The organism is Wolbachia endosymbiont (group A) of Volucella bombylans, from assembly GCF_964026965.1.
Taxonomy (GTDB): Bacteria; Pseudomonadota; Alphaproteobacteria; order Rickettsiales; family Anaplasmataceae; genus Wolbachia; species Wolbachia pipientis.
This window is the reverse complement of sequence record NZ_OZ034717.1, coordinates 810,534-832,601: the sequence shown is the minus strand read 5'-3', so window position 1 is coordinate 832,601 and position 22,068 is coordinate 810,534. Positions and strand designations below refer to the sequence as shown.

Here is a 22,068-nt window from a genome sequence, read left to right as displayed (position 1 = left end):
TCCATCTGTTTGCCCTGTAATGGGAATTGGTATCAGAGGTTGTCCGGAAACTAGTAAATTCAAGCATATTCCCTCTTTAACATAACCCTACTCATAGCTAGGTATATGAAATTCTCAGTGGATGTTGTGAGTAAATCATACTCCTTCGATAGCCTTCTATTCCTATTAACCCAAGCAAAAGTCCTTTCTACAACCCATCTTCTTGGCTGTACTTTAAACCCTTGTTCTCTTGTTGGTAGTAGCTCAGGTGGCGTATCTTTGTGCACCCAAAATCTACATGGAGGCCTTGTAACAATTTCAATATCTATGTCATATTCTTCCTTTATGTGATTCTTTAAATTTCTTCCTTGGTATCCCATGTCAGCCCACATTTTTTTAACTTTAGTATATTTTGTTCTCATATTGTTTAATGCTATTTTAATACCATCTCTATCATTTTCGTTAGCAGCGCCTACGTAACAACCTAGTATAAAACCCTGAGTGTCTGTAATTATATGCCTTTTTCTACCCTTTACTTTTTTACTTCCATCATAGCCTTTGATCCCCCCTTTTCTGTAGTCTTTACAGATTGACTATCTACTATACAGGCACTCGGCTGCTCATTCCTTCCTATTTTTCTTCTACTATATTTTGTAATTTCATAATTCATTTTCTCAAAAATTCCCTGCTTCTTCCATTGCCTGAACTGCTCATACACAGTCTTCCATAGCGGAAAATCATTTGGTAAATACCGCCATTGACACCCTGTACGCAATACATAGAAAATTGCTTCTAATATTTCTCTTTTGCTATACTTTGGCGGCCTTCCTCCTTTCTTGTATGATACTCTGAAGTGTTTTTCTATTCTTGCCCATTCCCTTTCGCTTAGATCTGTTGGATACTTTTTTCTCATCTTTACCCCGTACTAAAATTTCAGATATTATAGCCTTTTACTTGTTTCCGGACAACCTCTTACAAGGTTAAGTCTCTAAAGAGTGTTGTTGAAAAAGATTTACCAAACCTTCCAAAGACAATAAGGCTAAGAGTTCAAAAGGCTATAAAAGAACGTCTTACAGTTGACCCAATAAATTTTGGTGAACCACTACATCATAACTTAAAAGGATGTAGAAGGCTAAGAGTTGGTGACTATCGTGTAATTTACAGAGTAAATCAATTAGATCATATAGTAACTATCACAGAGATAGGACATAGAGATGATATTTATAAGAAATAAATACCAACATTAATATATATTATACACCCCTCCTTCCTTGTCCATTCTCTACTTTAGGTGGCTTTGCCCAGCTCAAAAAATGAAGTTTTTTTTGGTTCAGCAAAAACAACATTTTGAGTTTGAAAAGGCTAAATACTTGTCTTTTATATAACTTTCGTGTAATAGATATGTATGCATCCAATCATATATCTACTCAATACGTTACTTGATCTTTATAGCTTCATTCTAATATGTTGGGTTGTCCTAAACTGGCTGGTTAAACTTAATATGGTGAACATATATAATGAAACTGTCAGTAGCATAATGCACATCTTGAACCAATTGACATATCCACCACTAAAGATTATTAGAAGATATATACCACCGTTCAACGGATTAGATTTATCTATAATGATATTGCTAATAACAATTCACTTTGTAAAATATACAGTAGCTTACTACTTTAGGTAGATGTTAAAAAAATATCTAAAATCAGCAATATATCTATCCCTTTTAATATATATATATATATCAGTTTTTAGCTATAACTATAAAGATCCTTCCTTAAACACGGCTACAAATGAGGAAGTGACAAATTTAGGTGGAATAGTAGGTTCATATTTAGCTGATATATTGGTTCAATTTCTTGGATTAACTAGTGTTACAATAGCTACAACCATAGTTTACTTGTTGATCTTCAGGCCAGCAAAAATACTGCTGAAAATTCTCTATTTAATATTAATCAATTTAGGGGTATGTGCTATATTACCACAACTTTCGCTAGGCATCACAGCAAGGTACAGACACAGTGGAATAATAGGGAATGCACTCGTTAATAACTGCCCGTTTTATGTATTTGTGATAGTAACATTAATAGGTCTTGTAGGATCTGTTGGTTGGAAGAGAACAATTTACTCTCTATTCTTCTTATGTAAAAAAATAGCTTGCTTATTTGTAAATGTTCCATTCTTCAGATCACATAAAACTGCTGAATATTCAGTTGCACCATTAGTAGTAGAAGAAAAACATAAAACTAAAATCACTACTAAACAACAACCAAAAGAAAGACAGAAAAAAGCTACCGAAGAAATTTTTAAACCTTCCAGTGAGTTCGAATTTCCAAGCATTCATTTACTTTCCAAAGCAGAGGAGTCTTTGCAGAGAAAACAGCTGAATGAAATGGAGAGCAATAAAAATTTATCTCTGCTGGAACAAGTCCTGAGTGATTTTGGCGTGCAAGGAAAAATTATCAGTGTATGCTATGGGCCGGTTGTGACTTTATACAAACTTGAACCACAAGCTGGTACGAAATCTGCAAGAGTAATTGGCCTTGCAGATGACATTGCACGTTCGATGAGTGCACTCTCTGCACGTATTTCAATAATTCGTGGGCAAAATGCTATGGGAATAGAGTTGCCGAACAAGGAACGGGAAATTGTAATGCTGCGTGATTTGCTTGAATCACCAGAATACCAAAATGCAAACTTAAATCTTCCAATTGCGCTTGGCAAAGAAATAAGTGGAAAACCAGTTATTGCAGATCTAACTAAAATGCCTCACTTGCTCGTTGCTGGAACCACAGGGTCTGGTAAATCAGTTGCGATTAACACTATGATTCTTTCACTCGTTTATCGATTAAGTCCTGACGAATGCAAGATGATAATGATCGACCCCAAAATGCTTGAGCTTTCAATATATGATGCAATACCACATCTAATAACGCCAGTAGTAACAGAGCCAAAAAAGGCTGTAGTCGCTCTTAAGTGGATAGTGAAAGAAATGGAAAACCGCTATCGCATGATGTCGTATTTGAATGTACGCAATGTTATAAACTATAATCAAAAAATCACAGAAGCGATGAATAGTGGAATAGAATTGGAGCGCGTTGTGCAGATTGGCTTTAACTCAACAACAGGCAAACCTCTGTTTGAAAAAATACCAATCAAGATGGAAACATTTCCATATATTGTAGTGATCGTGGATGAAATGGCAGATTTGATGCTTGTTGCCGGCAAAGAAATAGAGTGCTCTATTCAACGCTTAGCTCAGATGGCTCGTGCTGCAGGAATACACATCATAATGGCAACACAACGCCCATCTGTGGATGTGATCACAGGTGTGATAAAGGCGAACTTTCCAACGAGAATCAGTTTTGCTGTTACTTCTAAGATAGATAGCCGTACAATACTTGGCGAACAAGGGGCTGAACAATTGCTCGGCATGGGTGACATGCTCTATATGGCCTCTGGTGGTAAGATCATTCGAGTTCACGGCCCATTTGTAAGTGATAATGAGGTGCAAGATATAGTTGATCATCTGAAAATGCAAGGTGAGCCAAACTACATGGAGGAAATCACTAAAGAAGATGAAAATTCTTCTACAGAGTCACACGATGAAACGGAGGATGAAGAAAATGACCTCTATAACCAAGCAGTGGCCATCATTCAAAGAGATCAAAAAGTTTCAACCAGTTACATTCAAAGGCAGCTTAGAATAGGCTATAACAGAGCAGCAAACATCGTTGAAAGAATGGAAAAGGAAGGTATTGTCAGCGCTCCAAATTACTCAGGGAAAAGAGAGATATTGGTTGAATAACAATCTTGTAATACCTTAATTTAAGTTTCCGCACTTTCAAAAAGCAAGTCAAACAAAATTATTAAAAGGTCAATACATAATGACAGTTAATTTAATAATAATTTAAACATTGGGAATGTAAAATTATAATATATTAATTAACTAGGGGGTTAAAATGGTAAAAGGAATTTTGTGCAATTGGTTAGGTGTAACAGAATTGCAAGAAAGTCAAAAAATCGATGCTGAGCAGTTTGAAAAAGTTTTTGGTGCATTAAAAGAATGGCAAGAAGCTCAAAAGATAGATGCTAAACAGTTTGAAGAGGTATTTAGTGCATTAAAAGAATGGCAAGAAGCTCAAAAGATAGATGCTGAGCAGTTTGAAAAAGTTTTTAGTGCATTAGAAGACAAGATTGGTACTGAGCAGTTTCAAGCTATGCAAGAGCACTTAAACGGCCTGCAAGAAAAAGTGGAAACACTTGCAGAGGCAGTAGCAGATCAAGAAAAAACACTACTAATTTGTACCATAGCCACTGCTGTTGCCGTAATAGCGATAACTAGTTTTGTTGCATTCTGTATCTATCAGGGAGTTAAGTGTGAAAGGGAGAAAGAAAAGAACTTGTCTAAAGATACACCAGACGCAAAACTTAATAATGTAGATGCTACCGATGGTACTAAAAAACTACGGAATGACTTAAAAGTTGACAAACATATAGCTGCATAACACTTTTCTTGAAAAGGTGTTACGCAACTTGTAACACCTTCCTCTTCTCTTAGCCTATGTAGATTTTTTGATAGTAAACATATCACTTTTTAGAAAAATATTTGTATTGTAAAGTTAGTAAAGATTCTGGTTTACTTAAAGTTTGTTAATTGCTATCTTTTAAAACACGATATTTACTATAGCACCATATGCTTAGGATTTTTTCTAAAGTTTTGTTTATATTAATGTTTTTGGTTTCTAGCTTTTTTACTGTGCATAGTGCTGGAGCTAAATCTAAGCTCAGTAAGAGATACATACCTCCTGGTAACCCTGGTGGTGCAAACTTTCATACAGATGAGGATTTTGCTGAGTCATATAAACTGTATGAGAAGCGTAGGGAATTGCTCAAGAAAAAAAAGTCACAAGATCGAGCTATAAATAAAGAAGATCTAATAAAAAAATTAAAAGAGAAAAAAATTGCTAGTCTTGATAATGAGCCAAATGACATGGAAGCGTGCATAGTCGACGATGAAGAGAGCGCTATGATAAATCAGCATGGTATTAATATCGCACGTTTAAAGGGTGCTGTATTTATAGATCAAGAGCCAGTTTCTCAGTATGAAAGTAAGCAGCATGAAAGTGAACAACAAGAAGGGAAGAAAGTTACTTCAACACGAGAAAAGAAAGTTTCTCCTATAAATATCACTATAAAAGAAACTCCTTCAAGAAGAACGTGCTCACATGATTCTATTGCTAATTTGGATAACGTAGATGCTTATAGTTTGAATGGTTCAAGTTCGTTTGGCAGCGTAGCTGACACAGTAAAATAGTATCACAATTAATAATATGCTAGATACAGACCTGATATTGAATGACGATGCATGTGAATTATCGCCAATTTCCAGGCACAAAACTCATGTTGTAGAAGTTGGAAAAGTAAAGATAGGCGGAAATAATCCTGTAGTTGTACAATCTATGGCGCTTGGTGTGCATATAGATTCTGATAATATAAAAAGTAGCGCAAAACATTATGCAAAAGAGATAACAGAACTAGCGCGTACAGGTTCAGAATTGGTGCGAATTGCCTTGAACTCAGAGGAGGTAGCAAGAGCAATACCTTATATAGTAGAAGAGATAAATAAAGAAGGTTTTGACGGTAAAATATTGGTAGGCTGCGGTCAATATGAGCTAGATAAATTAGTTCAAGATTATCCAGACAACATCAAGATGCTGGGTAAAATTAGAATCAATCCAGGCAATATAGGCTTTGGCGACAAACGTGATGAGAAGTTTGAAAGGGTGATAGAGTATGCAATAATGCACGATCTTCCGGTTAGAATTGGGGTAAATTGGGGTAGTCTTGATAAATACCTTTTGCAAAAATTGATGGATGAAAACTCTTCGCTTAGTAATTCAAGGCCTTCTGATGTTATACTGCGCAAAGCACTTGTAATGTCTGCTCTTGATAGTGCAAAAAAAGCTGAAGGAATTGGTCTAAATTCAAACAAAATAATCATTTCATGTAAAGTTAGCAAAGTGCAAGATTTAATTTTAGTTTATATGGCACTTGCAAAATCTTCCAATTATGCGCTGCATTTGGGTTTAACTGAGGCTGGTATGGGCAATAAAGGTGTGGTAAATACCGCAGCAGGGCTTACTTATTTATTGCAAAATGGCATTGGAGATACAATACGGGCTTCTTTGACTCAACGTCCTGGTGAATCGCGTACTAATGAAGTGGTGGTGTGTCAGGAAATATTGCAGTCTATAGGCTTGCGATACTTTAACCCTCAGGTTAATTCATGTCCTGGTTGTGGGCGCACGAGCAGCGATCGTTTTCGTATATTAACTGAAGAAGTGAATGGCTATATAAAAACTCATATGCCGATGTGGAAGAAAAAAAATCCAGGTGTAGAGCATATGAACATTGCTGTTATGGGATGCATAGTAAATGGTCCTGGAGAAAGCAAACACGCAAATTTGGGAATCAGCTTACCTGGATATGGAGAAAAACCTGTTTCAGCAGTCTACAAAAACGGCAAATATTTCAAAACTTTACAAGGTGATAATGTCTCTGAAGAATTTAAGGCAATTATTGATAATTATGTGAAGAAACATTACACGTAACCTTTCACGGTTAATTATGACCTTACCCATAAATGGAAGAAGATCTGATAGGCTTTCATATACTTAACTTCAATATTAGCTTTTCTTGATCTCTGGTTTCCACCTTTAGTAACTTCTAGAGAAATTTTCTTTTTTACTGGCAGTTGAGTGATGCGTGTTTGCAAATCTGTTTTTCCGACTTCAGTACAGATAAATCTTCTATTAGCTCGATTGCGGATTACATAAAAACTACCTAACGTCTCAGCCACCCATAAAAATTTGAAGATGTCTGCTTCCCTATCACCAAGGGTAACAAGTTGTACATTTGGAGGAAGGTTGTTTATAGTTTCTTTGAGAGCTGTTATCCACTTATAACTTTCTTTTTCTTCTATGGAGGTACGGTATTTTCTGTTTGCTTTTTCTTGTGCCGTTTCTTCTTCCCTAATAGAACGCGCCCAACATTGTTGGGAAGATAGACCTAAAGGTAATCCGTCTTTGCTAGGCACTATGCAACAGTAAACCCATTTTATGCTTTGTATAAGCTTTAGAAATACTGCCTAGTCTCTTGGTCTTTATATGAGAGTCAAAATCCAAATAACTGGATTCCAGTGGGCTTTGTTGCATCGCTCTTCGGATAGTAGGTAACGTACAATAAATTCATGAAGCTATCTCAAACTTAGCCATGCCTATTTCAGTAAATTTGTTAAGCAAATAACATTTGAGTAGCAGTTCCCTCTCACGATTCATTTCAGATTTGTTCCTAAAACTAAATCCAAATGTCTTTTTTAATCGCGAGAAAAAACCTTCTATATAAGATCTTTTTCCATAACTCATCTCTTTTTTCCACTTCTTTATACCATCTTCATCATATGACTTTATGAGCTTGACTGCAGAATTTCTCTCAGCCATATAGTCTAACTTTGGATGCTCTGCTGCGTTGTTTTTCGGAGGAATTTTCGTTTTTATACCATATTGATTACACAGCTTATAGAGCTTTTCTCTGTCATATGCCCTATCTGCATATAGTACTTTTATGACATACTGAAAATCGACTTCTTTTAGCAAATCACAAGCTCCATAGTGATCAGAGTAGATACCGTTACTGTATTTTACAGCTATGGCTTTTTTGCTGTTTGTATTCAACATTACATGCAATTTTCTTGTCTGTTCATAGCTGCGATACTTTCTATCTTCGCTATTTTCTTTGCTATGACCAGGAGTGTTGTTGTATATACTCATACCAATTCTCATTGTTGTCCAGTCAAATAGGAAACATTGCAGAGTTGTTTAATTGTGGAGCTGGCAAGAGAAGTAATAAATTTGCACAAAGCACCCTCAAGTAGAGCAATTGTATCGTATATTTTATTGCGCAAAATGTTCTGTTTTATATATAACCAAAGCCTCTCAACAGGATTTAGCTCAGGTGAGTATGGAGGTAGGTATATAATGTCGATATTTTTAGGTACCTTTAAATTTTTTGACCTATGCCAACTAGCACAGTCCATAACGAGAAAAGCCTCTCGTGTTTCTAGATATTGCGAAATTTGCTCAAGAAATATGTTCATGCAATCAGTGTTGACATTTGGTGCAAATAAGCTAGAACTCTCTCGATTTCTAGGATTAACTGCACTATAGAGATAGAAATTTTGCCTACCTAATTTTGTTTTAACCTGTGTTCTAATCCCCTTTTTAAACCACCCATGTCCAACTTTTGAATGTGTGCCAAACCATGATTCATCAAAGAAAAATAGCTCTTTTTCTGGATACTTGCTAATAGCTCCATTGAGATTTTTTTTTGAATTCCTCTTGTTTGCTTTTATCTTGTCCATTATGAACTGGTCTTGGTGTAATATATGAGAATTTCATCTTTTGCATATGGCGGTGTACTGTAGATTTGCTGATATTTAATCCGAACTTTTCCTGGATTCTTATTCTCATTTCTTTAATGGTGATATTAGGATTTTCTTCTATCCACTCTTCAATTTGCTGTAGTTGAGCCTGATTTAATTTAGTTTTTCTACGACGTTGTGAAGGAGCAAACAGTTTTTCTTCTCTGCCAATTTTCAAGAGTTTTACCCACGAAGTTAGTGCGCTTCTTGAAATGCAATATATTTTTGCTACAGCCGTTATACTGTACTTTTTTGCTGCAATTACAGCATTTAGTTTTTTTGAAACATATGCATTATTCCTTACTTTCTTCAGCATTTCTTTTGCTGATTCTACTACTTTTTCATCCAATAATTTTGATCTTAATGCCATTTAAACCTCGCTATTTTACTTACTTCAGTATGGCTTTTCTTCCATCATTGTCCATCTGTTTGCCCTGTAATGGGAATTGGTATTACTATGCTCTTTTATAAAAAAATATTTTACTCTTTTTGACTGGCCAGGGCTTTTTTTTAAATGTCTCTTTCCCTTGTTACTCTTGCTAACTCTCTTTGTAAATCAAACCTCTCTTTGTCGTAAGGAGCCATGTTACCTCTACCTGGAAATGCATTTGCCGCTGACTTTTTTTCGTTATATTTCTTCATCCATTTTCCTAATACACTATCCCTTATTCCTAGATCTCTTGCTACTTTTGCAACTGGTTGACCTACCTTTCTTTGTTCATTTGCCAGCTTAACAGCTTCCAATTTGAATTCTGCCGTATATTCTCTTACCATTTCTAATCCTCCAAAATTCTATTTTACCCAAAAAAACTCTTTTCTTTCTCTCCACTTTTTCTGGGTAAGGTCAGTTTACTGGCCTCTCCATGAGTGAGATTGAAAAATTAAGTGGAAATCTGTGAACGGTTACCTTGGATGACAGAAAAGAGTGTTGGAAGGAGGCAATATTAAAAACTTAATTTCAGTCCAGCCAAGAACACATAACCAGAGTTGTTATTTTCTATTTTAGGCTCTTTTGTACTAAACTTTACAATATCGAAATAGTATGAAGTACCTAAAAAAAGAGAATTTTCAAGACTTAAAGCATATGATGTTAACTCGTTTGTACCTTCGCCTGCAATATCCCTACCACTACTAAAATATGTTAAGCTCGATTTGTAAGAATCAGAACGGTAAGCGATACCTGCATTCATATAATACGTATTATTTGTTTCAGGATTACGCTTCTCACCAGATTTACCACCATTACCATACGAAAAAATGTAATCAAGATCGAACAATTTTAGCTTCAAACCAAAATTCCAGTGTAGTAATTGATTGCGGCATTCATAATTTTTAGAAGTCCCATCTGAGCAATCAGTTAAATTTTCTCTTGCAAATTCACCAGTTAAGGCAGTAGTAAAACCTATATCATCTGACAAGCTGTTTTTATAGGAAAGGCCAGCAGCAATTAAATTGCTGTACTGTAAGTTATTTTTTCCTGGAACATAACTGAATCCGAGTTGAAAGTTATAGATTTCAGGGGAGATGTAGTTAATTGATGATTGTTTTAACCCTAGTTCGAGTTCATTATAATCGCTATAAATATTGGGCTTGACCCAGAACACCTTGTCTTGATCATATCCAGGGTCACCATCTTTTTTATGATCACCGCGCAAATTTGCATAGTTTGTCCAATGACCATTTACTCCTCCAGCAGCTGCATAAATTTTTGAAGTGTTAATTAACATGCTCTGACCAACTAAACTTCTTTTACCATATTCAATTGATCCAAGTTCCTGGTTTTTTATGATAAAATACCATTCCTCCATGTCTAACTTTTCTATGTCTAACGCTTTTAGGTTTGCAATACCAGAAACCCCTGCCTTAACATTAACCCCCATTTGAGTATTTGGATAAACTTGCTGTAAATAAAGAAAGCGCAAGTATGAATAACTTGAAGTTTTATCCTTAGGCTTAGCATTTAAAGAATCTCTGTTGAAGGCGTAGCCGAATCTCAAATCTATTTTTCCGTCTAGTTCTGCATAAAATATTTCCTTATCCAAAATTGTTTTAGAGCTAGCACTATTCTGCAAAAACAATGATGAAAGCAGTGCTACCAGGTAGTACTTTAACTTCATAAATAAACTTAAATCTTTATAAAAATTTAAGTTTAAACTCAATATAAATAAAAAACAACTTTTCAGAAGGCACCGCTGGTAGATTTTGCTGCCTGTTTTTGAGCTATATTCCCATAAATTATTGATACACTTGGTAATTTTTGCATTAATAACTGCTTATTAATGGCAGAATGTATACGATTAATTATTTTAGATGTACTTTTTACATCGCAGTTAATCAAAACAAAAAGCACTTTATTCTCATCAATATACCCTAGAAAATCATCACTACGGCAATTTTTATAAAAATGTTCTATGACAACTTTCAGTGCATCATTTGTCTCGCTACAGCTACTATTTAAGCCAATTATTCCTATAGCTGCATTAATTTGATGTTGAAAGGCGAAATTCAATATAACGTATAACTCTAGAATAGTGGACTCATTGCCCGGTATATCGAATAAGTCATGGTTTTTATATTTTTTACCCATTAGATATTCATCTCTAAAGATTCCTAATTTATGGGACAAACTGATATCACGTATTAACAGCTCATAATTTATTTTATTACTGGCAAATTGTGCAGTGCGGAAAACTTTTACTTTTGTCCTGATATCTTCTCCTTTAGCATCAGTTAAGGAAAAATCTATCACTTTAGGTAATATATCAAGTAAATCGTGCCCATTTTCGGTATACTCTAAATAATTCTTCACGTTGTCAGCTGCTCTTGTGCTTAAGATATTAATTAATGGCTTATTAAGCAAATTCTCCTCTTCATATTTTAACAAATCCCTTGCAACTTGATTGAGCCCTAAAATTAACACGTTTTTTTTCTTATTATCCTGACAAACAGATACCACAGCATCATCTTTTCTTCTTGCAGTTATGAAATCATCCATACTTTCATTCTATACAGCGTATTTATAAGTATAATAAGATTATATTAAGATTTACTTACTTATTGATATGCTTAATTAGGTATAGACAAAATGTCATACGGGATGGCTTTGTTGTAGAAGAATCAAGATTACTGTTTATAGACTTCAAGTTACTGCAAAAAATATTTTAAAACATAGTGATATCTTGACTTTACCTAGTTAATATTCCAAATTATAAAAAAACAGATAGTTCTATGACGACAAGTCTATTACAAGGCAAAAAGGGATTAATAACCGGAATAATAAATAAGAGATCAATAGCATACGGTATAGCAAAAACTCTCTCAGAGCACGGAGCAGAACTTGCAATCACCTACCAGAATGAAATAATAAAAGAAAAACTATCACCAATAGCAGATGAACTAAATGTGGAGCTAATATTACACTGCGACGTTTCAAATGAAAAAATCATAGATAACGCTTTCGAAATAATAGAGAAAAAATGGGGTACTCTTGACTTTTTGGTGCATGCAATAGCATTCTCCGATAAAAATGAGTTAGATGGTAAATATGTCAATACTTCACTGGATAACTTCCTCAATGCAATGCATATATCGTGCTATTCTTTTACTGCTTTAGCGCAAAGGGCTGAAAAAATGATGTCAAATGGTGGTAGTTTACTTACTTTATCTTATTATGGCGCTGAAAAAGTTATGCCAAATTATAACGTTATGGGTTTATGTAAAGCGGCACTTGAAGCAAGTGTAAAATATATAGCATGTGATCTCGGGCCACAAAATATCAGAGTAAATGCAATTTCCGCTGGTCCAATCAGAACTTTAGCATCTTCTGGAATAAGCGATTTTCACTCCATATCAGAATGGAATAGAAATAACTCTCCGCTCAGACGCAATGTTACAATAGAGGATGTTGGCAAGGCAGCGTTATACTTATTAAGCGACTTAAGTAGTGGCACTACTGGAGAAATTTTGCACGTTGATTCAGGATATAACGTTGTGGGAATGAAGGTGGTTGACTGAGATCTAAATCCTTAATTCAAAGCGCTAGTTCCTTCGGGTTCATACACAACTCTATCAGGAGTTTTGTGACTGTGATTGCAGAAAACATCGAACATAAAATTCCTATTGATAGAGTAACAGAAAAGCCTCTTATTGCTCCACTGCCAATAATGAACATTATTCCTGCAGCAATTAATGTAGTGATATTTGAATCCAGTATTGTCTTTATAGCGTTTTTAAACCCTTCTTCAATAGCACGTTCCACTCTCTTGCCAGATTTGATTTCCTCACGAATTCGCTCAAATATTAAAACATTTGCATCCACCGCCATACCGACAGTGAGTGCAATACCGGCAATTCCAGGTAAAGTTAGAGTTGCTTCAAGCAGAGTGAGAATTGATAATATAAGAACTACATTAGAAAAAAGTGCAACAGAGGCCAATACACCTAATTTGCCGTAAGTGATGATTATAAATAAAGCCACGGCTATAATAGAGATTGTTGCTGCCATTTCCCCTGCCTTTATTGACTCTTCTCCAAGACTTGGGCCAATGTTTTTTTCTTCAATTATTTTAAGTGGTGCTGGCAGTGCTCCAGATTTTAAAAGTATTGCAAGTTCGCTTGCTTGTTTTTCAGTGAAATTACCGCTAATTTCTCCCTCTCCATTTAAAATTGGCTCACGTATTGTAGGTACTGTTAAGACTGTGTTATCCAGAACAATTGCAAAAGGTTTTCCCACATTTTCTTTAGTGATTTTTGCGAATCTTTTACTCGCTATGCTGTCAAATTTAAAATGCACTGTTGGTTTACCTAAGTGACCAAATCTAACTGATGCGTTAACCAGCGAATCACCACCTATTTCAGTTTTGCGGAATATTGGATAAGAATTACCTAAAGAATCCTTGAGCATGACAGTGGTTTCATGGTCTATATCCTGCACCTTGGCTATGTTAGTGTTTGCCAAATGAAAAGCTAGCTTAGCAGTTTTGCCAAGCAGAGATTTTATCTGCTTGGTATCTTCTACTCCAGGCACCTGCACTAATATTTTATTCTGCCCTTGTTTTTGAACGCTGACTTCCTTTGTGCCAAGTTTGTCCAAACGGCGCTGGACATTGTTTATTGATTCTGCAGCTACTTCACTGATCAAAGAATTTTTATAATGGGGTTTATACGAAATGAGAATTGAAGAATCTTTTCTATTTAGCTCTAAATTTGGATTTATCGCATTAATCAACACAGATGCTTTTTTATAATCATCAATATTATTTAAAGTTATAACGCTATTTTGTACGTTAGATTCAATATCTTTTGTTAGCAATGTCTCTTTTATTTCGTTAGCTAGCATGCTTAGCTTTTCCTTAAAATAGAAGTCTAAGTCTATGTTTAAAAGCAAAGATGCCCCTCCTTTCAGGTCAAGGCCTAAGTTTATTCTTTTTTTCGAAATAAAAAGCTTATTATCAAAGAAATTTGGCAGTGTTATGTATAAAGCAAATAAACAGATGCATAATACTGAAAAAGATTTGACTATAAGTCTGTTGTACATAAGTTGTAGGTTTAAAATTGTAATAATTGATTGTAAGTTAAAAATAGATTTTTGTAAAATTCTCTATTTGACCTTACCCAGAAAAAGTAGAGAGAAAGTTAAGACGTTTTTATCATGAGAATAAATTGTGCAGGAATGCAATAGTTAATAGTAGAATGTCTACGTTATTTGTTATAAAAGATTTCTATGTATTCAAATATGGCAGTTCTGGTTTGTTGAGCGAGAAGTATCAATAAGCAGCTCCCTTTTAAGTGAACTTTTCTGCAACAGAGTTATCGTAACAACAGCCCTTATGGCTCATGCTGGAAATGATGTTTTTTGTATTCAATAGAAATTGGTAATTTTGAGAGGTATACTGTGACCCTTGATCGCTATGTAACAGCAGATTTTTATCGGGTTTGCGTTTATCAACGGCCATCAATAAAGAATCTATAACTAATTATCATGTTACTCATTAACCACCATGCGTGAATATAGGTCAATTATTGCCGCCAACAACCTTCTTTAGTTTTTATGTAGGTAATCCCAAACTTTATTTGGCTGATCAGTAGTAAAATTTTGATCCAATGTGTTCGGAGCCACAACTCGGTTGCTTATTTGCTGTTTTTTATTTTTGAACCTTCGTCTAAGCTTGGTTTTAATGCCATTTTCTTGCATAACACTTTGTACTGTTTTAATTTTTGCCTAAAGCTTTTAATTCAGCGTGAATTTTAGGGGCTCCATATCTGCATTTAGAATGCTTGATGTATTTTTTGAATATCTGCTAGAAGCCCTTCTTTTGCTAATTCTTTACTGCTTTTTTCCTTAGCAACCCATACCACCAGTACAAAACCCTACATAGTTCCTGTGTTTTATAGCAATTTCTATATAAAAGAATACTTTACTCTTTTTCTTTGCCCAGGGCTTTTTTTAAGATGTCTCTTTCTCTTATTAGCTCTTTTTTTAGATCAAATCTTTCTTTGTCATAAGGAGCCTTTGCCTGGAAATGCGTATGCTCCAGACATTTTTCCATCATATTTTCTTACTTAACATACTGCCATCTATACCTAGATCTTTTGCTATTTTTGTACTTGCTTGACCTGTTTCTTTAACCAGCTTAACAGCTTCTAATTTGAATTCTGCTGTATATTCTCTTCTATTTGTCATATTTTGAAAAAACGTTTTATTTTACTCCAAAAACGTCTTAACTTTCTCTCTACTTTTTCTGGACTACTCCGAATCGGTTGACAAATTGGACGCTTGATAAGCATAATTTGGAGCTTCTTGTGTAATGACTATATCATGAGCGTGACTCTCTCTTAATCCTGATGCAGTAATAGTAACAAATTTACAATTTTTTTTCATCTCTTCTATATTCCTATTACCAGTATACCCCATTGCAGCTTGCAATCCGCCAATCAATTGATGGATTACTCCTGAAGCTGGACCTTTGAATGGAACTCTTCCTTCCACTCCTTGTGGAACTAATTTGAGTTTTGAATCTTTATCTTGAAAATAACGGCTAGCTGAACCTCGTTTCATTGCACTAATAGATCCCATTCCTCGATAGCCTTTATATGCTCTGCCCTTATACATAATAATCTCACCTGGGCTTTCGTCAGTGCCAGCAAAAATCGAACCAATCATCACAGAGTCAGCACCAGCTGCAATAGCTTTTGCAACATCTCCTGAGTATTTTACCCCACCATCAGCAATTAGTCTGACGTTTCTTGCTCTACACGCCTCTGCAACATTCTTGATTGCAGAGAATTGTGGCACACCAACACCTGTAACTATTCTGGTTGTACAGATTGATCCTGGTCCTATTCCGACCTTCACTGCATCAACACCCGCATCAATCAACGCTTCAGCAGCCTCCTTTGTTGCAATGTTTCCGCCAATTAATTGCGTATTAGGATACATCTTTTTTATTTCCCTAATGGTATTGATAACGTTTTCGGAATGACCGTGAGCAGTATCCACAACAACTACATCAACTTCTTCTCCGATCAAAGCTTCACATCTGTCTATACCATCTTTTTTACCAGTGCCAATTGCAGCGGCAACTCTGAGACGCCCTTTACTGTCTTTACATGAATTTGGGTATCTATTGTATTTTTCAATGTCTTTAACCGTAATTAAACCTATACAACAAGAATTTTCATCTACGACCAAAAGCTTTTCTATTCTATTTTCATGCAACAATTTCATTGCTGAGGCACTATTCACTCCCTGCTCCCGCACTGTCACTAACTTATCTTTTGTCATCACTTCGGAAACTTTTACATTCATGTTCTGGTCTTCAATAAATCTCACATCTCGGTTAGTTAAAATTCCAACTAACTTGCGTTGATCGACTACAGGAATGCCAGAATAATTGTGCTCTCTCATTAATGAAATTGCTTCCGCAACTGTTTTATCCGGTGAAATCGTAATTGGGTTATACACGATCCAACTTTCATATTTTTTCACCCTTCTTACTTCTAAAACTTGTTCATCTATTGATAAATTCTTATGTATGCAACCTATCCCTCCATGTTGGGCAATAGCTATTGCAAAGCCCGATTCAGTAACAGTATCCATTGCAGAGGATATGAGAGGGATATTTAGTTCTATACTATTTGTTAAATAAGTTTTTGTATCTGCATCGCAAGGCAATATATTAGAATAGGCTGGCAAAAGAAGTATATCGTCAAACGAATAACAAGCTTCCATTTTTTTCATAGGCTTTATTTAAAGCTTATACGCCAATTAATTAAATTGCAATAGGCAAAATTAGCTAGGAGCCTTTAATTGTATAGCTCTAACTGTTTTTAGGAGATAGAAAAGCTATATGGTTGCTAATACATTTTATTGCAGAATAAGCATTCTATAGCTAACCCAAGAAAGGTTTCCCTACGTCATACCACGATTCATTCGCGGTATCTCTAGATCCCGCTAACAAGCAGCGGGATGACGGTTCTTCAAATCGTTAAGGTGTCATCCAAGCCTCCTATGATGTCATTCCAGTGTCCCTATGATGTCATCCCAGTGCCCAGACACTGGGATCCAGGAATTTTATTAAGTATAAAAGTAGCCGTTTTATGTTAAAATACAACGTTTTAATGATTATGAAAAAGCTGGATTCCAGACTGGAATGACATCGTTTACTATGTGCCATATTGCAATGTTCGTACAGTAAGCCATAGGATGACAGAAGCGGAGCTATAGAAGCCGGTGTGGCTCTGTCGTATAGCTCTCACTGTTTTTAGGGGATAGAAGAGATACCAGAATATATAGCTGCTAATATATTTTATTGCACAATAAGCATTCTACATTATTTGCCAGCAAACAGAACTGCTCAATAGTTAAGTTTTCTGGACGTTCATTTCCACTCAATTTAGCGTTTTCAAGGACAGTTTCAGCGTGGTTCGTTATATTTTGCAAGCTATTTCTCAGCATCTTTCTTCTTTGAGAAAAAACAGCACGTGTTAATCTTGTTAAGGTTTCCAAATTTACTGCAAATTTTGGGATAGGCAAAGGATTTACTGTAATTACTGAAGAATGTATTTTTGGTCTTGGAAAAAACTCTTTAGGTTCAATATCAAATTCCTTTTTTATATCACATAGTAACTGGCTTAGCACTGATAAGGAACCATAATCTTTAGAATTGGGTCTTGCCGTAATGCGATCTGCTACCTCTTTTTGAAACATTAATGTCAAGTTCGTAAAAAATTTTATATTATTTAACCACTTTAAAAATAACACTACCGAGATATTGTAAGGCAAGTTAGCAATAACTTTAACTGGACGTTCTATCAGCTCTTCTTCTATAACGTGCAGTGCATCTGCTTCTATAATTTTATACTTTCCTTGATGCTCATTTAGCAGTTGATCATGGTGTTTTACTAAATCTCTATCTTTTTCTATAGAAAGTAGAGACTTTGGATTATGCACCAATATTTCTCTTGTTAATGCACCATATCCAGGACCAATTTCAATGACATTAAAATTTTCCAGACTACCAGCTAAAGCGACTATTTTTTTTGTTATCTCACTCGATAAAATAAAATTTTGCCCTAGACTCTTTTTTGGCTTCAGTAAAAATTTTCTCATATTATTTTCATTATACAGTATTTTATAAAAATTAGTTGACGAAAATTCATTGATAATTGTATATTATTAATGTGTTTAACGCCGGCTTAGCTCAATTGGTAGAGCAACTGACTTGTAATCAGTAGGTTGTCAGTTCAAGTCCGACAGCCGGCACTCTCGCCCATATAAGTAAAGTTGATGTCCTTTTTAATAGTAGCAAATTGGAAAATGAATGGAATGCGTTCTTCATTTGTTGACTTTATAGGCAAACTTAACAACAAGAGCAACGAAATTACCTCTAAGCTAGTGATTTGCCCTCCTTTTACGTCATTTCCAAGCAGTATAGAGTTGAACAATAATATTAATATAGGAGCACAGAATTGCCATCATAAAAAGTTCGGTTCTTACACAGGTGAAATTAGTGCAGAAATGTTAAAAGAACTAGGGTGTACTTACGTAATACTTGGGCATTCTGAAAGGGCTAATGAAAAAGATAGTGAAATAAAACTTAAGTCGGAAATAGCAATAGAATCAGGCTTACACCCAATTATCTGTGTGGGTGAAAATTCAGAAGATTATAAGAAAGAAGTAATAGAATATCAATGCAAAAACCGCTTGCCAATACACGGTGAATATACCGTAGCATATGAGCCAATATGGGCAATAGGCACAGGTCATGTGCCAAATAATGATGCAATTGCTGAGGTGATAGAGGTAATAAAATTGTGTACTAGTAAAAAACACATTATATATGGTGGTTCAGTCAGTTCAGAAAATATAGAAAATTTGTTAAATATTTCAAATTTATCAGGAGTTTTAATTGGCAGTGCAAGCTTAGATTTCGATCACTTTTATAAAATTATACAACAAGTTGAAAAAAAGTTTTCTCTTATCAATTCTAAAATCAGCAACTAAGAATCCTATAACAAATGGCATCATTCCAGTGTCAAGCATATGTCTGTACGAGCATCTAGTATAGCTAAAGTAATCTAGAAAATTAACGATATTTTATTCCCCGGTGAACGCTCTATTTTGTTTTCCAACTCTAGTTCCAAAAGAGCCATTAGAGCTATGTTGGTAGAAAGTCCGCTTGCTAATATAAGTTCATCTATATCAACAGGTACAGAGTTAATATGATCAACTATAACAGATTTTGCCTGTTGTAATTTTTCTTGTTTTTGGTTAACAAAATGGTGCTCAACATCAAATAGGTTTTTTTGCTGCGGAGGTAAACTAAACCTAATACTCTCTATTATGTCATCAGCGGATTCGATAAGCTTAGCACCGTTTTTAATTAAATAATTACTACCACTACAGCGTGAATCTAAAGGGAAACCAGAAACTGCAAACACCTCTCTCCCTTGATTTAAAGCAAAATCTGCTGTTATTAGAGAGCCAGAACGTTTCGATGCTTCAATCACTGCAACACCCAGCGATAGACCAGATATAATTCGATTCCTTTGAGGAAAATACTGAGGCTTTGGTTTAGTAGCAAATGGAAGCTCAGTAACTACTAATCCACCATTCTCGGTGATTTTTTTGTATAGATCAAAATTTTCTTTTGGGTACACCACATCAATTCCGCTTGCTGTAACAGCAATAGTGGGATGATTTTTGTATATTACACTGTTTGCTGCAGTATCGATTCCTTTTGCAAGTCCAGAAACGATAACAAAACCAGCTTCGCTTAAATCAAGTGCCAACTTATTGGCAAAATTTCTTCCATTCATTGAAGAGTTACGCCCACCGATTATTGCAATTATCTCACGGCTTAATAATGATATATCACCAAGCGCAGTTATTACAGGAGGACAACTAGAGATATTTCTTAAAAGATCAGGGTAATCTGGGTCACATGCGGGTATAATTTTAGCTCCAATTCTTTCTGCATTATTGATTTCTTCTCGTGCATCTTGAATGCCATACACCTTATTATTAGCCACCCTATTGAGATATTTTAGCACCTCATCTAGCGATCCATGTGTTCTTAGTATACTAAAAAACTTTGTTGGTCCTATAGTTCTAGCCAAGCTTAACCATACTTCTAATTCTTTGTTGTTCAATTTATTTATCTTCATAAAAGGCTTGAATTTCTTATCAATTTAGTGTACCCAAGATAATGCAAATATACAGTGTTTTATGACGCATTTTGTTACAGATAAATGCATAAAATGTAAATATACGGACTGTGTGGAAGTATGTCCCGTTGACTGCTTCTATGAAGGTAAAAACATGCTCGTGATTAACCCAGATGAATGTATTGATTGCGGAGTGTGCATACCTGAGTGTCCAGTAGATGCAATTGTAACTGATGATTCCATAAAAGATATTTTAGAACTAGATGAAGAGTTACTGAACAGTGAACAAAAAATCTTCAAATCATTTTACAACATAAACGTAGAATACTCACAAAAATGGCCAAATATCACAGCTAAGAAGCAACCTCTCTATACTGCAGAAGAGTATAAGGAAAAAAAGGATAAAACAGCTTATTTTGACGAAAATTTAGAATAATGCTACTGAAGGAAAAAGAAAATTTCTCTTGTATCTCACAATTATTGTTTTGCATTGCTGAAAGTGGCTGTATTGTTTATGTCCTTGATAGCATAACTAGTTTACTTGAGAATACAAATAGTAATACAGCAATTTTACTGCTATTTAACTGTTAATAGGTACATTAGACGGATCATATGGGGTATAAAATGGATATTAAAGTAAAATATGCGGGAATAACTAAGCGTGCTGCAGCTTATATAGTTGACCAAATTATATTCCTAGTCTGTTATTCATTATTTTATTTATTAATTTTATTCATATTATCAGGAGAGCCCCTTGCCGATGTTTTTAATTATGTCTTTCCTGATATTGACACTAATAGTGACCTTATATCAGAGCGATATGAAATATTAGAAGACTTATACCAATTCCCATTACAGGGCAAACAGATGGACAATGATGGAAGAAAAGCCATACTGAAGTAAGTAAAATAGCGAGGTTTAAATGGCATTAAGATCAAAATTATTGGATGAAAAAGTAGTAGAATCAGCAAAAGAAATGCTGAAGAAAGTAAGGAATAATGCATATGTTTCAAAAAAACTAAATGCTGTAATTGCAGCAAAAAAGTACAGTATAACGGCTGTAGCAAAAATATATTGCATTTCAAGAAGCGCACTAACTTCGTGGGTAAAACTCTTGAAAATTGGCAGAGAAGAAAAACTGTTTGCTCCTTCACAACGTCGTAGAAAAACTAAATTAAATCAGGCTCAACTACAGCAAATTGAAGAGTGGATAGAAGAAAATCCTAATATCACCATTAAAGAAATGAGAATAAGAATCCAGGAAAAGTTCGGATTAAATATCAGCAAATCTACAGTACACCGCCATATGCAAAAGATGAAATTCTCATATATTACACCAAGACCAGTTCATAATGGACAAGATAAAAGCAAACAAGAGGAATTCAAAAAAAAATCTCAATGGAGCTATTAGCAAGTATCCAGAAAAAGAGCTATTTTTCTTTGATGAATCATGGTTTGGCACACATTCAAAAGTTGGACATGGGTGGTTTAAAAAGGGGATTAGAACACAGGTTAAAACAAAATTAGGTAGGCAAAATTTCTATCTCTATAGTGCAGTTAATCCTAGAAATCGAGAGAGTTCTAGCTTATTTGCACCAAATGTCAACACTGATTGCATGAACATATTTCTTGAGCAAATTTCGCAATATCTAGAAACACGAGAGGCTTTTCTCGTTATGGACTGTGCTAGTTGGCATAGGTCAAAAAATTTAAAGGTACCTAAAAATATCGACATTATATACCTACCTCCATACTCACCTGAGCTAAATCCTGTTGAGAGGCTTTGGTTATATATAAAACAGAACATTTTGCGCAATAAAATATACGATACAATTGCTCTACTTGAGGGTGCTTTGTGCAAATTTATTACTTCTCTTGCCAGCTCCACAATTAAACAACTCTGCAATGTTTCCTATTTGACTGGACAACAATGAGAATTG

26 protein-coding genes, 1 tRNA gene and 1 pseudogene are annotated in these 22,068 nt (G+C 35.0%); 14 read left to right on the top strand and 14 right to left on the bottom strand.

What is annotated here, in order from left to right:
* Positions 1-59 precede the first annotated feature (59 nt).
* Positions 60-892, bottom strand: a pseudogene (locus AAGD51_RS04140) (IS5 family transposase).
* Positions 893-1,012: 120 nt separating this feature from the next.
* Here AAGD51_RS04140 and AAGD51_RS04135 point away from each other — a divergent pair.
* From AAGD51_RS04135 to ispG, 6 genes are all read left to right on the top strand, one after another.
* On the top strand, positions 1,013-1,213 hold the full coding sequence (locus AAGD51_RS04135) for a type II toxin-antitoxin system RelE family toxin (RefSeq protein ID WP_406829226.1): 201 nt from the start codon (positions 1,013-1,015) through the stop codon (positions 1,211-1,213).
* 171 nt (positions 1,214-1,384) lie between these two features.
* Entirely contained in the window at positions 1,385-1,663 is a 279-nt protein-coding gene (locus AAGD51_RS04130; protein ID WP_006279515.1) for a YggT family protein, read from the top strand.
* A complete protein-coding gene (locus AAGD51_RS04125; protein ID WP_077188517.1) occupies positions 1,664-3,787 on the top strand; it encodes an FtsK/SpoIIIE family DNA translocase in 2,124 nt (707 codons plus the stop codon).
* Positions 3,788-3,941: 154 nt separating this feature from the next.
* Positions 3,942-4,487: a hypothetical protein gene (locus tag AAGD51_RS04120; RefSeq protein ID WP_065094680.1), complete on the top strand. Its 546-nt coding sequence runs from the start codon at positions 3,942-3,944 to the stop codon at positions 4,485-4,487.
* Positions 4,488-4,675: 188 nt separating this feature from the next.
* A complete protein-coding gene (locus AAGD51_RS04115; RefSeq protein ID WP_065094679.1) occupies positions 4,676-5,296 on the top strand; it encodes a TRP75-related protein in 621 nt (206 codons plus the stop codon).
* Positions 5,297-5,312: 16 nt separating this feature from the next.
* Entirely contained in the window at positions 5,313-6,593 is a 1,281-nt protein-coding gene (gene ispG / locus AAGD51_RS04110) for a flavodoxin-dependent (E)-4-hydroxy-3-methylbut-2-enyl-diphosphate synthase (protein WP_077188516.1), read from the top strand.
* Between the two features lie 14 nt (positions 6,594-6,607).
* Here the strand turns inward: ispG and AAGD51_RS04105 are convergent, their stop codons facing one another.
* The 6 genes from AAGD51_RS04105 to AAGD51_RS04080 form a co-directional block, all read right to left on the bottom strand.
* Positions 6,608-7,078: a hypothetical protein gene (locus tag AAGD51_RS04105; RefSeq protein WP_077188515.1), complete on the bottom strand. Its 471-nt coding sequence runs from the start codon at positions 7,076-7,078 to the stop codon at positions 6,608-6,610.
* 151 nt (positions 7,079-7,229) lie between these two features.
* On the bottom strand, positions 7,230-7,823 hold the full coding sequence (locus AAGD51_RS04100) for a transposase (RefSeq protein WP_236514497.1): 594 nt from the start codon (positions 7,821-7,823) through the stop codon (positions 7,230-7,232).
* A protein-coding gene (locus AAGD51_RS04095) for an IS630 family transposase (protein ID WP_236514338.1) occupies positions 7,820-8,831 on the bottom strand; the annotation gives its coding sequence in 2 pieces (ribosomal slippage) (positions 7,820-8,368 and positions 8,370-8,831; 1,011 coding nt in all). The genes AAGD51_RS04100 and AAGD51_RS04095 overlap by 4 nt, the downstream gene beginning before the upstream one ends.
* A gap of 140 nt (positions 8,832-8,971) precedes the next feature.
* On the bottom strand, positions 8,972-9,235 hold the full coding sequence (locus AAGD51_RS04090) for a transposase (RefSeq protein WP_010082296.1): 264 nt from the start codon (positions 9,233-9,235) through the stop codon (positions 8,972-8,974).
* Between the two features lie 170 nt (positions 9,236-9,405).
* A complete protein-coding gene (locus AAGD51_RS04085) occupies positions 9,406-10,578 on the bottom strand; it encodes a porin (protein WP_338482703.1) in 1,173 nt (390 codons plus the stop codon).
* A 62-nt stretch (positions 10,579-10,640) separates the two neighbouring features.
* Entirely contained in the window at positions 10,641-11,456 is an 816-nt protein-coding gene (locus AAGD51_RS04080; RefSeq protein ID WP_077188505.1) for a PAS domain-containing protein, read from the bottom strand.
* A 233-nt stretch (positions 11,457-11,689) separates the two neighbouring features.
* Here AAGD51_RS04080 and AAGD51_RS04075 point away from each other — a divergent pair, with 233 nt between their 5' ends.
* Positions 11,690-12,475: an enoyl-ACP reductase gene (locus AAGD51_RS04075; RefSeq protein ID WP_006280349.1), complete on the top strand. Its 786-nt coding sequence runs from the start codon at positions 11,690-11,692 to the stop codon at positions 12,473-12,475.
* 16 nt (positions 12,476-12,491) lie between these two features.
* Here the strand turns inward: AAGD51_RS04075 and secD are convergent, their stop codons facing one another.
* Positions 12,492-13,847, bottom strand: a complete 1,356-nt coding sequence (secD, locus tag AAGD51_RS04070; protein WP_236514340.1) for a protein translocase subunit SecD — start codon at positions 13,845-13,847, stop codon at positions 12,492-12,494.
* On the opposite strand from secD, the gene AAGD51_RS04065 reads away from it, so the two are divergent.
* Positions 13,834-14,115, top strand: coding sequence for a hypothetical protein (locus AAGD51_RS04065; protein ID WP_039964338.1), 282 nt, complete (start codon positions 13,834-13,836; stop codon positions 14,113-14,115). The genes secD and AAGD51_RS04065 overlap by 14 nt on opposite strands.
* 129 nt (positions 14,116-14,244) lie before the next feature.
* Here AAGD51_RS04065 and AAGD51_RS07245 read toward each other — a convergent pair whose 3' ends face one another.
* The 4 genes from AAGD51_RS07245 to guaB all read right to left on the bottom strand — a co-directional run bounded on the left by AAGD51_RS07245 (position 14,245) and on the right by guaB (position 16,700).
* Positions 14,245-14,415, bottom strand: a complete 171-nt coding sequence (locus AAGD51_RS07245) for a DDE-type integrase/transposase/recombinase (protein WP_080717647.1) — start codon at positions 14,413-14,415, stop codon at positions 14,245-14,247.
* A 462-nt stretch (positions 14,416-14,877) separates the two neighbouring features.
* Entirely contained in the window at positions 14,878-15,012 is a 135-nt protein-coding gene (locus tag AAGD51_RS04060; RefSeq protein ID WP_007548509.1) for a hypothetical protein, read from the bottom strand.
* Positions 15,009-15,143 (bottom strand): IS3 family transposase, encoded by a 135-nt coding sequence (locus tag AAGD51_RS04055; protein WP_007548354.1) that lies wholly within the window; start codon positions 15,141-15,143, stop codon positions 15,009-15,011. The genes AAGD51_RS04060 and AAGD51_RS04055 overlap by 4 nt, the downstream gene beginning before the upstream one ends.
* A gap of 63 nt (positions 15,144-15,206) precedes the next feature.
* Entirely contained in the window at positions 15,207-16,700 is a 1,494-nt protein-coding gene (guaB, locus tag AAGD51_RS04050) for an IMP dehydrogenase (protein ID WP_006279746.1), read from the bottom strand.
* A 228-nt stretch (positions 16,701-16,928) separates the two neighbouring features.
* Here guaB and AAGD51_RS04045 point away from each other — a divergent pair, with 228 nt between their 5' ends.
* On the top strand, positions 16,929-17,066 hold the full coding sequence (locus AAGD51_RS04045) for a hypothetical protein (protein ID WP_156518046.1): 138 nt from the start codon (positions 16,929-16,931) through the stop codon (positions 17,064-17,066).
* Positions 17,067-17,258: 192 nt separating this feature from the next.
* Here the strand turns inward: AAGD51_RS04045 and rsmA are convergent, their stop codons facing one another.
* Positions 17,259-18,071, bottom strand: a complete 813-nt coding sequence (rsmA, locus tag AAGD51_RS04040) for a 16S rRNA (adenine(1518)-N(6)/adenine(1519)-N(6))-dimethyltransferase RsmA (RefSeq protein ID WP_077188507.1) — start codon at positions 18,069-18,071, stop codon at positions 17,259-17,261.
* An 80-nt stretch (positions 18,072-18,151) separates the two neighbouring features.
* Between rsmA and AAGD51_RS04035 the strand changes: the two genes are divergently transcribed.
* Both AAGD51_RS04035 and AAGD51_RS04030 read left to right on the top strand, forming a co-directional pair.
* A tRNA-Thr gene (locus AAGD51_RS04035) sits at positions 18,152-18,224 on the top strand.
* Positions 18,225-18,248: 24 nt separating this feature from the next.
* Positions 18,249-18,965, top strand: coding sequence for a triosephosphate isomerase (locus AAGD51_RS04030; protein WP_006279748.1), 717 nt, complete (start codon positions 18,249-18,251; stop codon positions 18,963-18,965).
* Positions 18,966-19,039: 74 nt separating this feature from the next.
* Here AAGD51_RS04030 and dprA read toward each other — a convergent pair whose 3' ends face one another.
* On the bottom strand, positions 19,040-20,128 hold the full coding sequence (dprA, locus tag AAGD51_RS04025; protein WP_236514341.1) for a DNA-processing protein DprA: 1,089 nt from the start codon (positions 20,126-20,128) through the stop codon (positions 19,040-19,042).
* A 61-nt stretch (positions 20,129-20,189) separates the two neighbouring features.
* On the opposite strand from dprA, the gene AAGD51_RS04020 reads away from it, so the two are divergent.
* The 3 genes from AAGD51_RS04020 to AAGD51_RS04010 all read left to right on the top strand — a co-directional run bounded on the left by AAGD51_RS04020 (position 20,190) and on the right by AAGD51_RS04010 (position 22,062).
* Complete coding sequence (locus AAGD51_RS04020; RefSeq protein ID WP_077188509.1) at positions 20,190-20,564, top strand: ferredoxin family protein; 375 nt, start codon at positions 20,190-20,192, stop codon at positions 20,562-20,564.
* 188 nt (positions 20,565-20,752) lie between these two features.
* A complete protein-coding gene (locus AAGD51_RS04015; protein ID WP_341810380.1) occupies positions 20,753-21,031 on the top strand; it encodes a hypothetical protein in 279 nt (92 codons plus the stop codon).
* Positions 21,032-21,050: 19 nt separating this feature from the next.
* Positions 21,051-22,062 (top strand): IS630 family transposase gene (locus AAGD51_RS04010; RefSeq protein ID WP_236514338.1). Its coding sequence is split into 2 segments (ribosomal slippage): positions 21,051-21,512 and positions 21,514-22,062, totalling 1,011 coding nucleotides; the frame shifts between segments, so codons are not numbered across the junction.
* Positions 22,063-22,068: the final 6 nt, after the last annotated feature.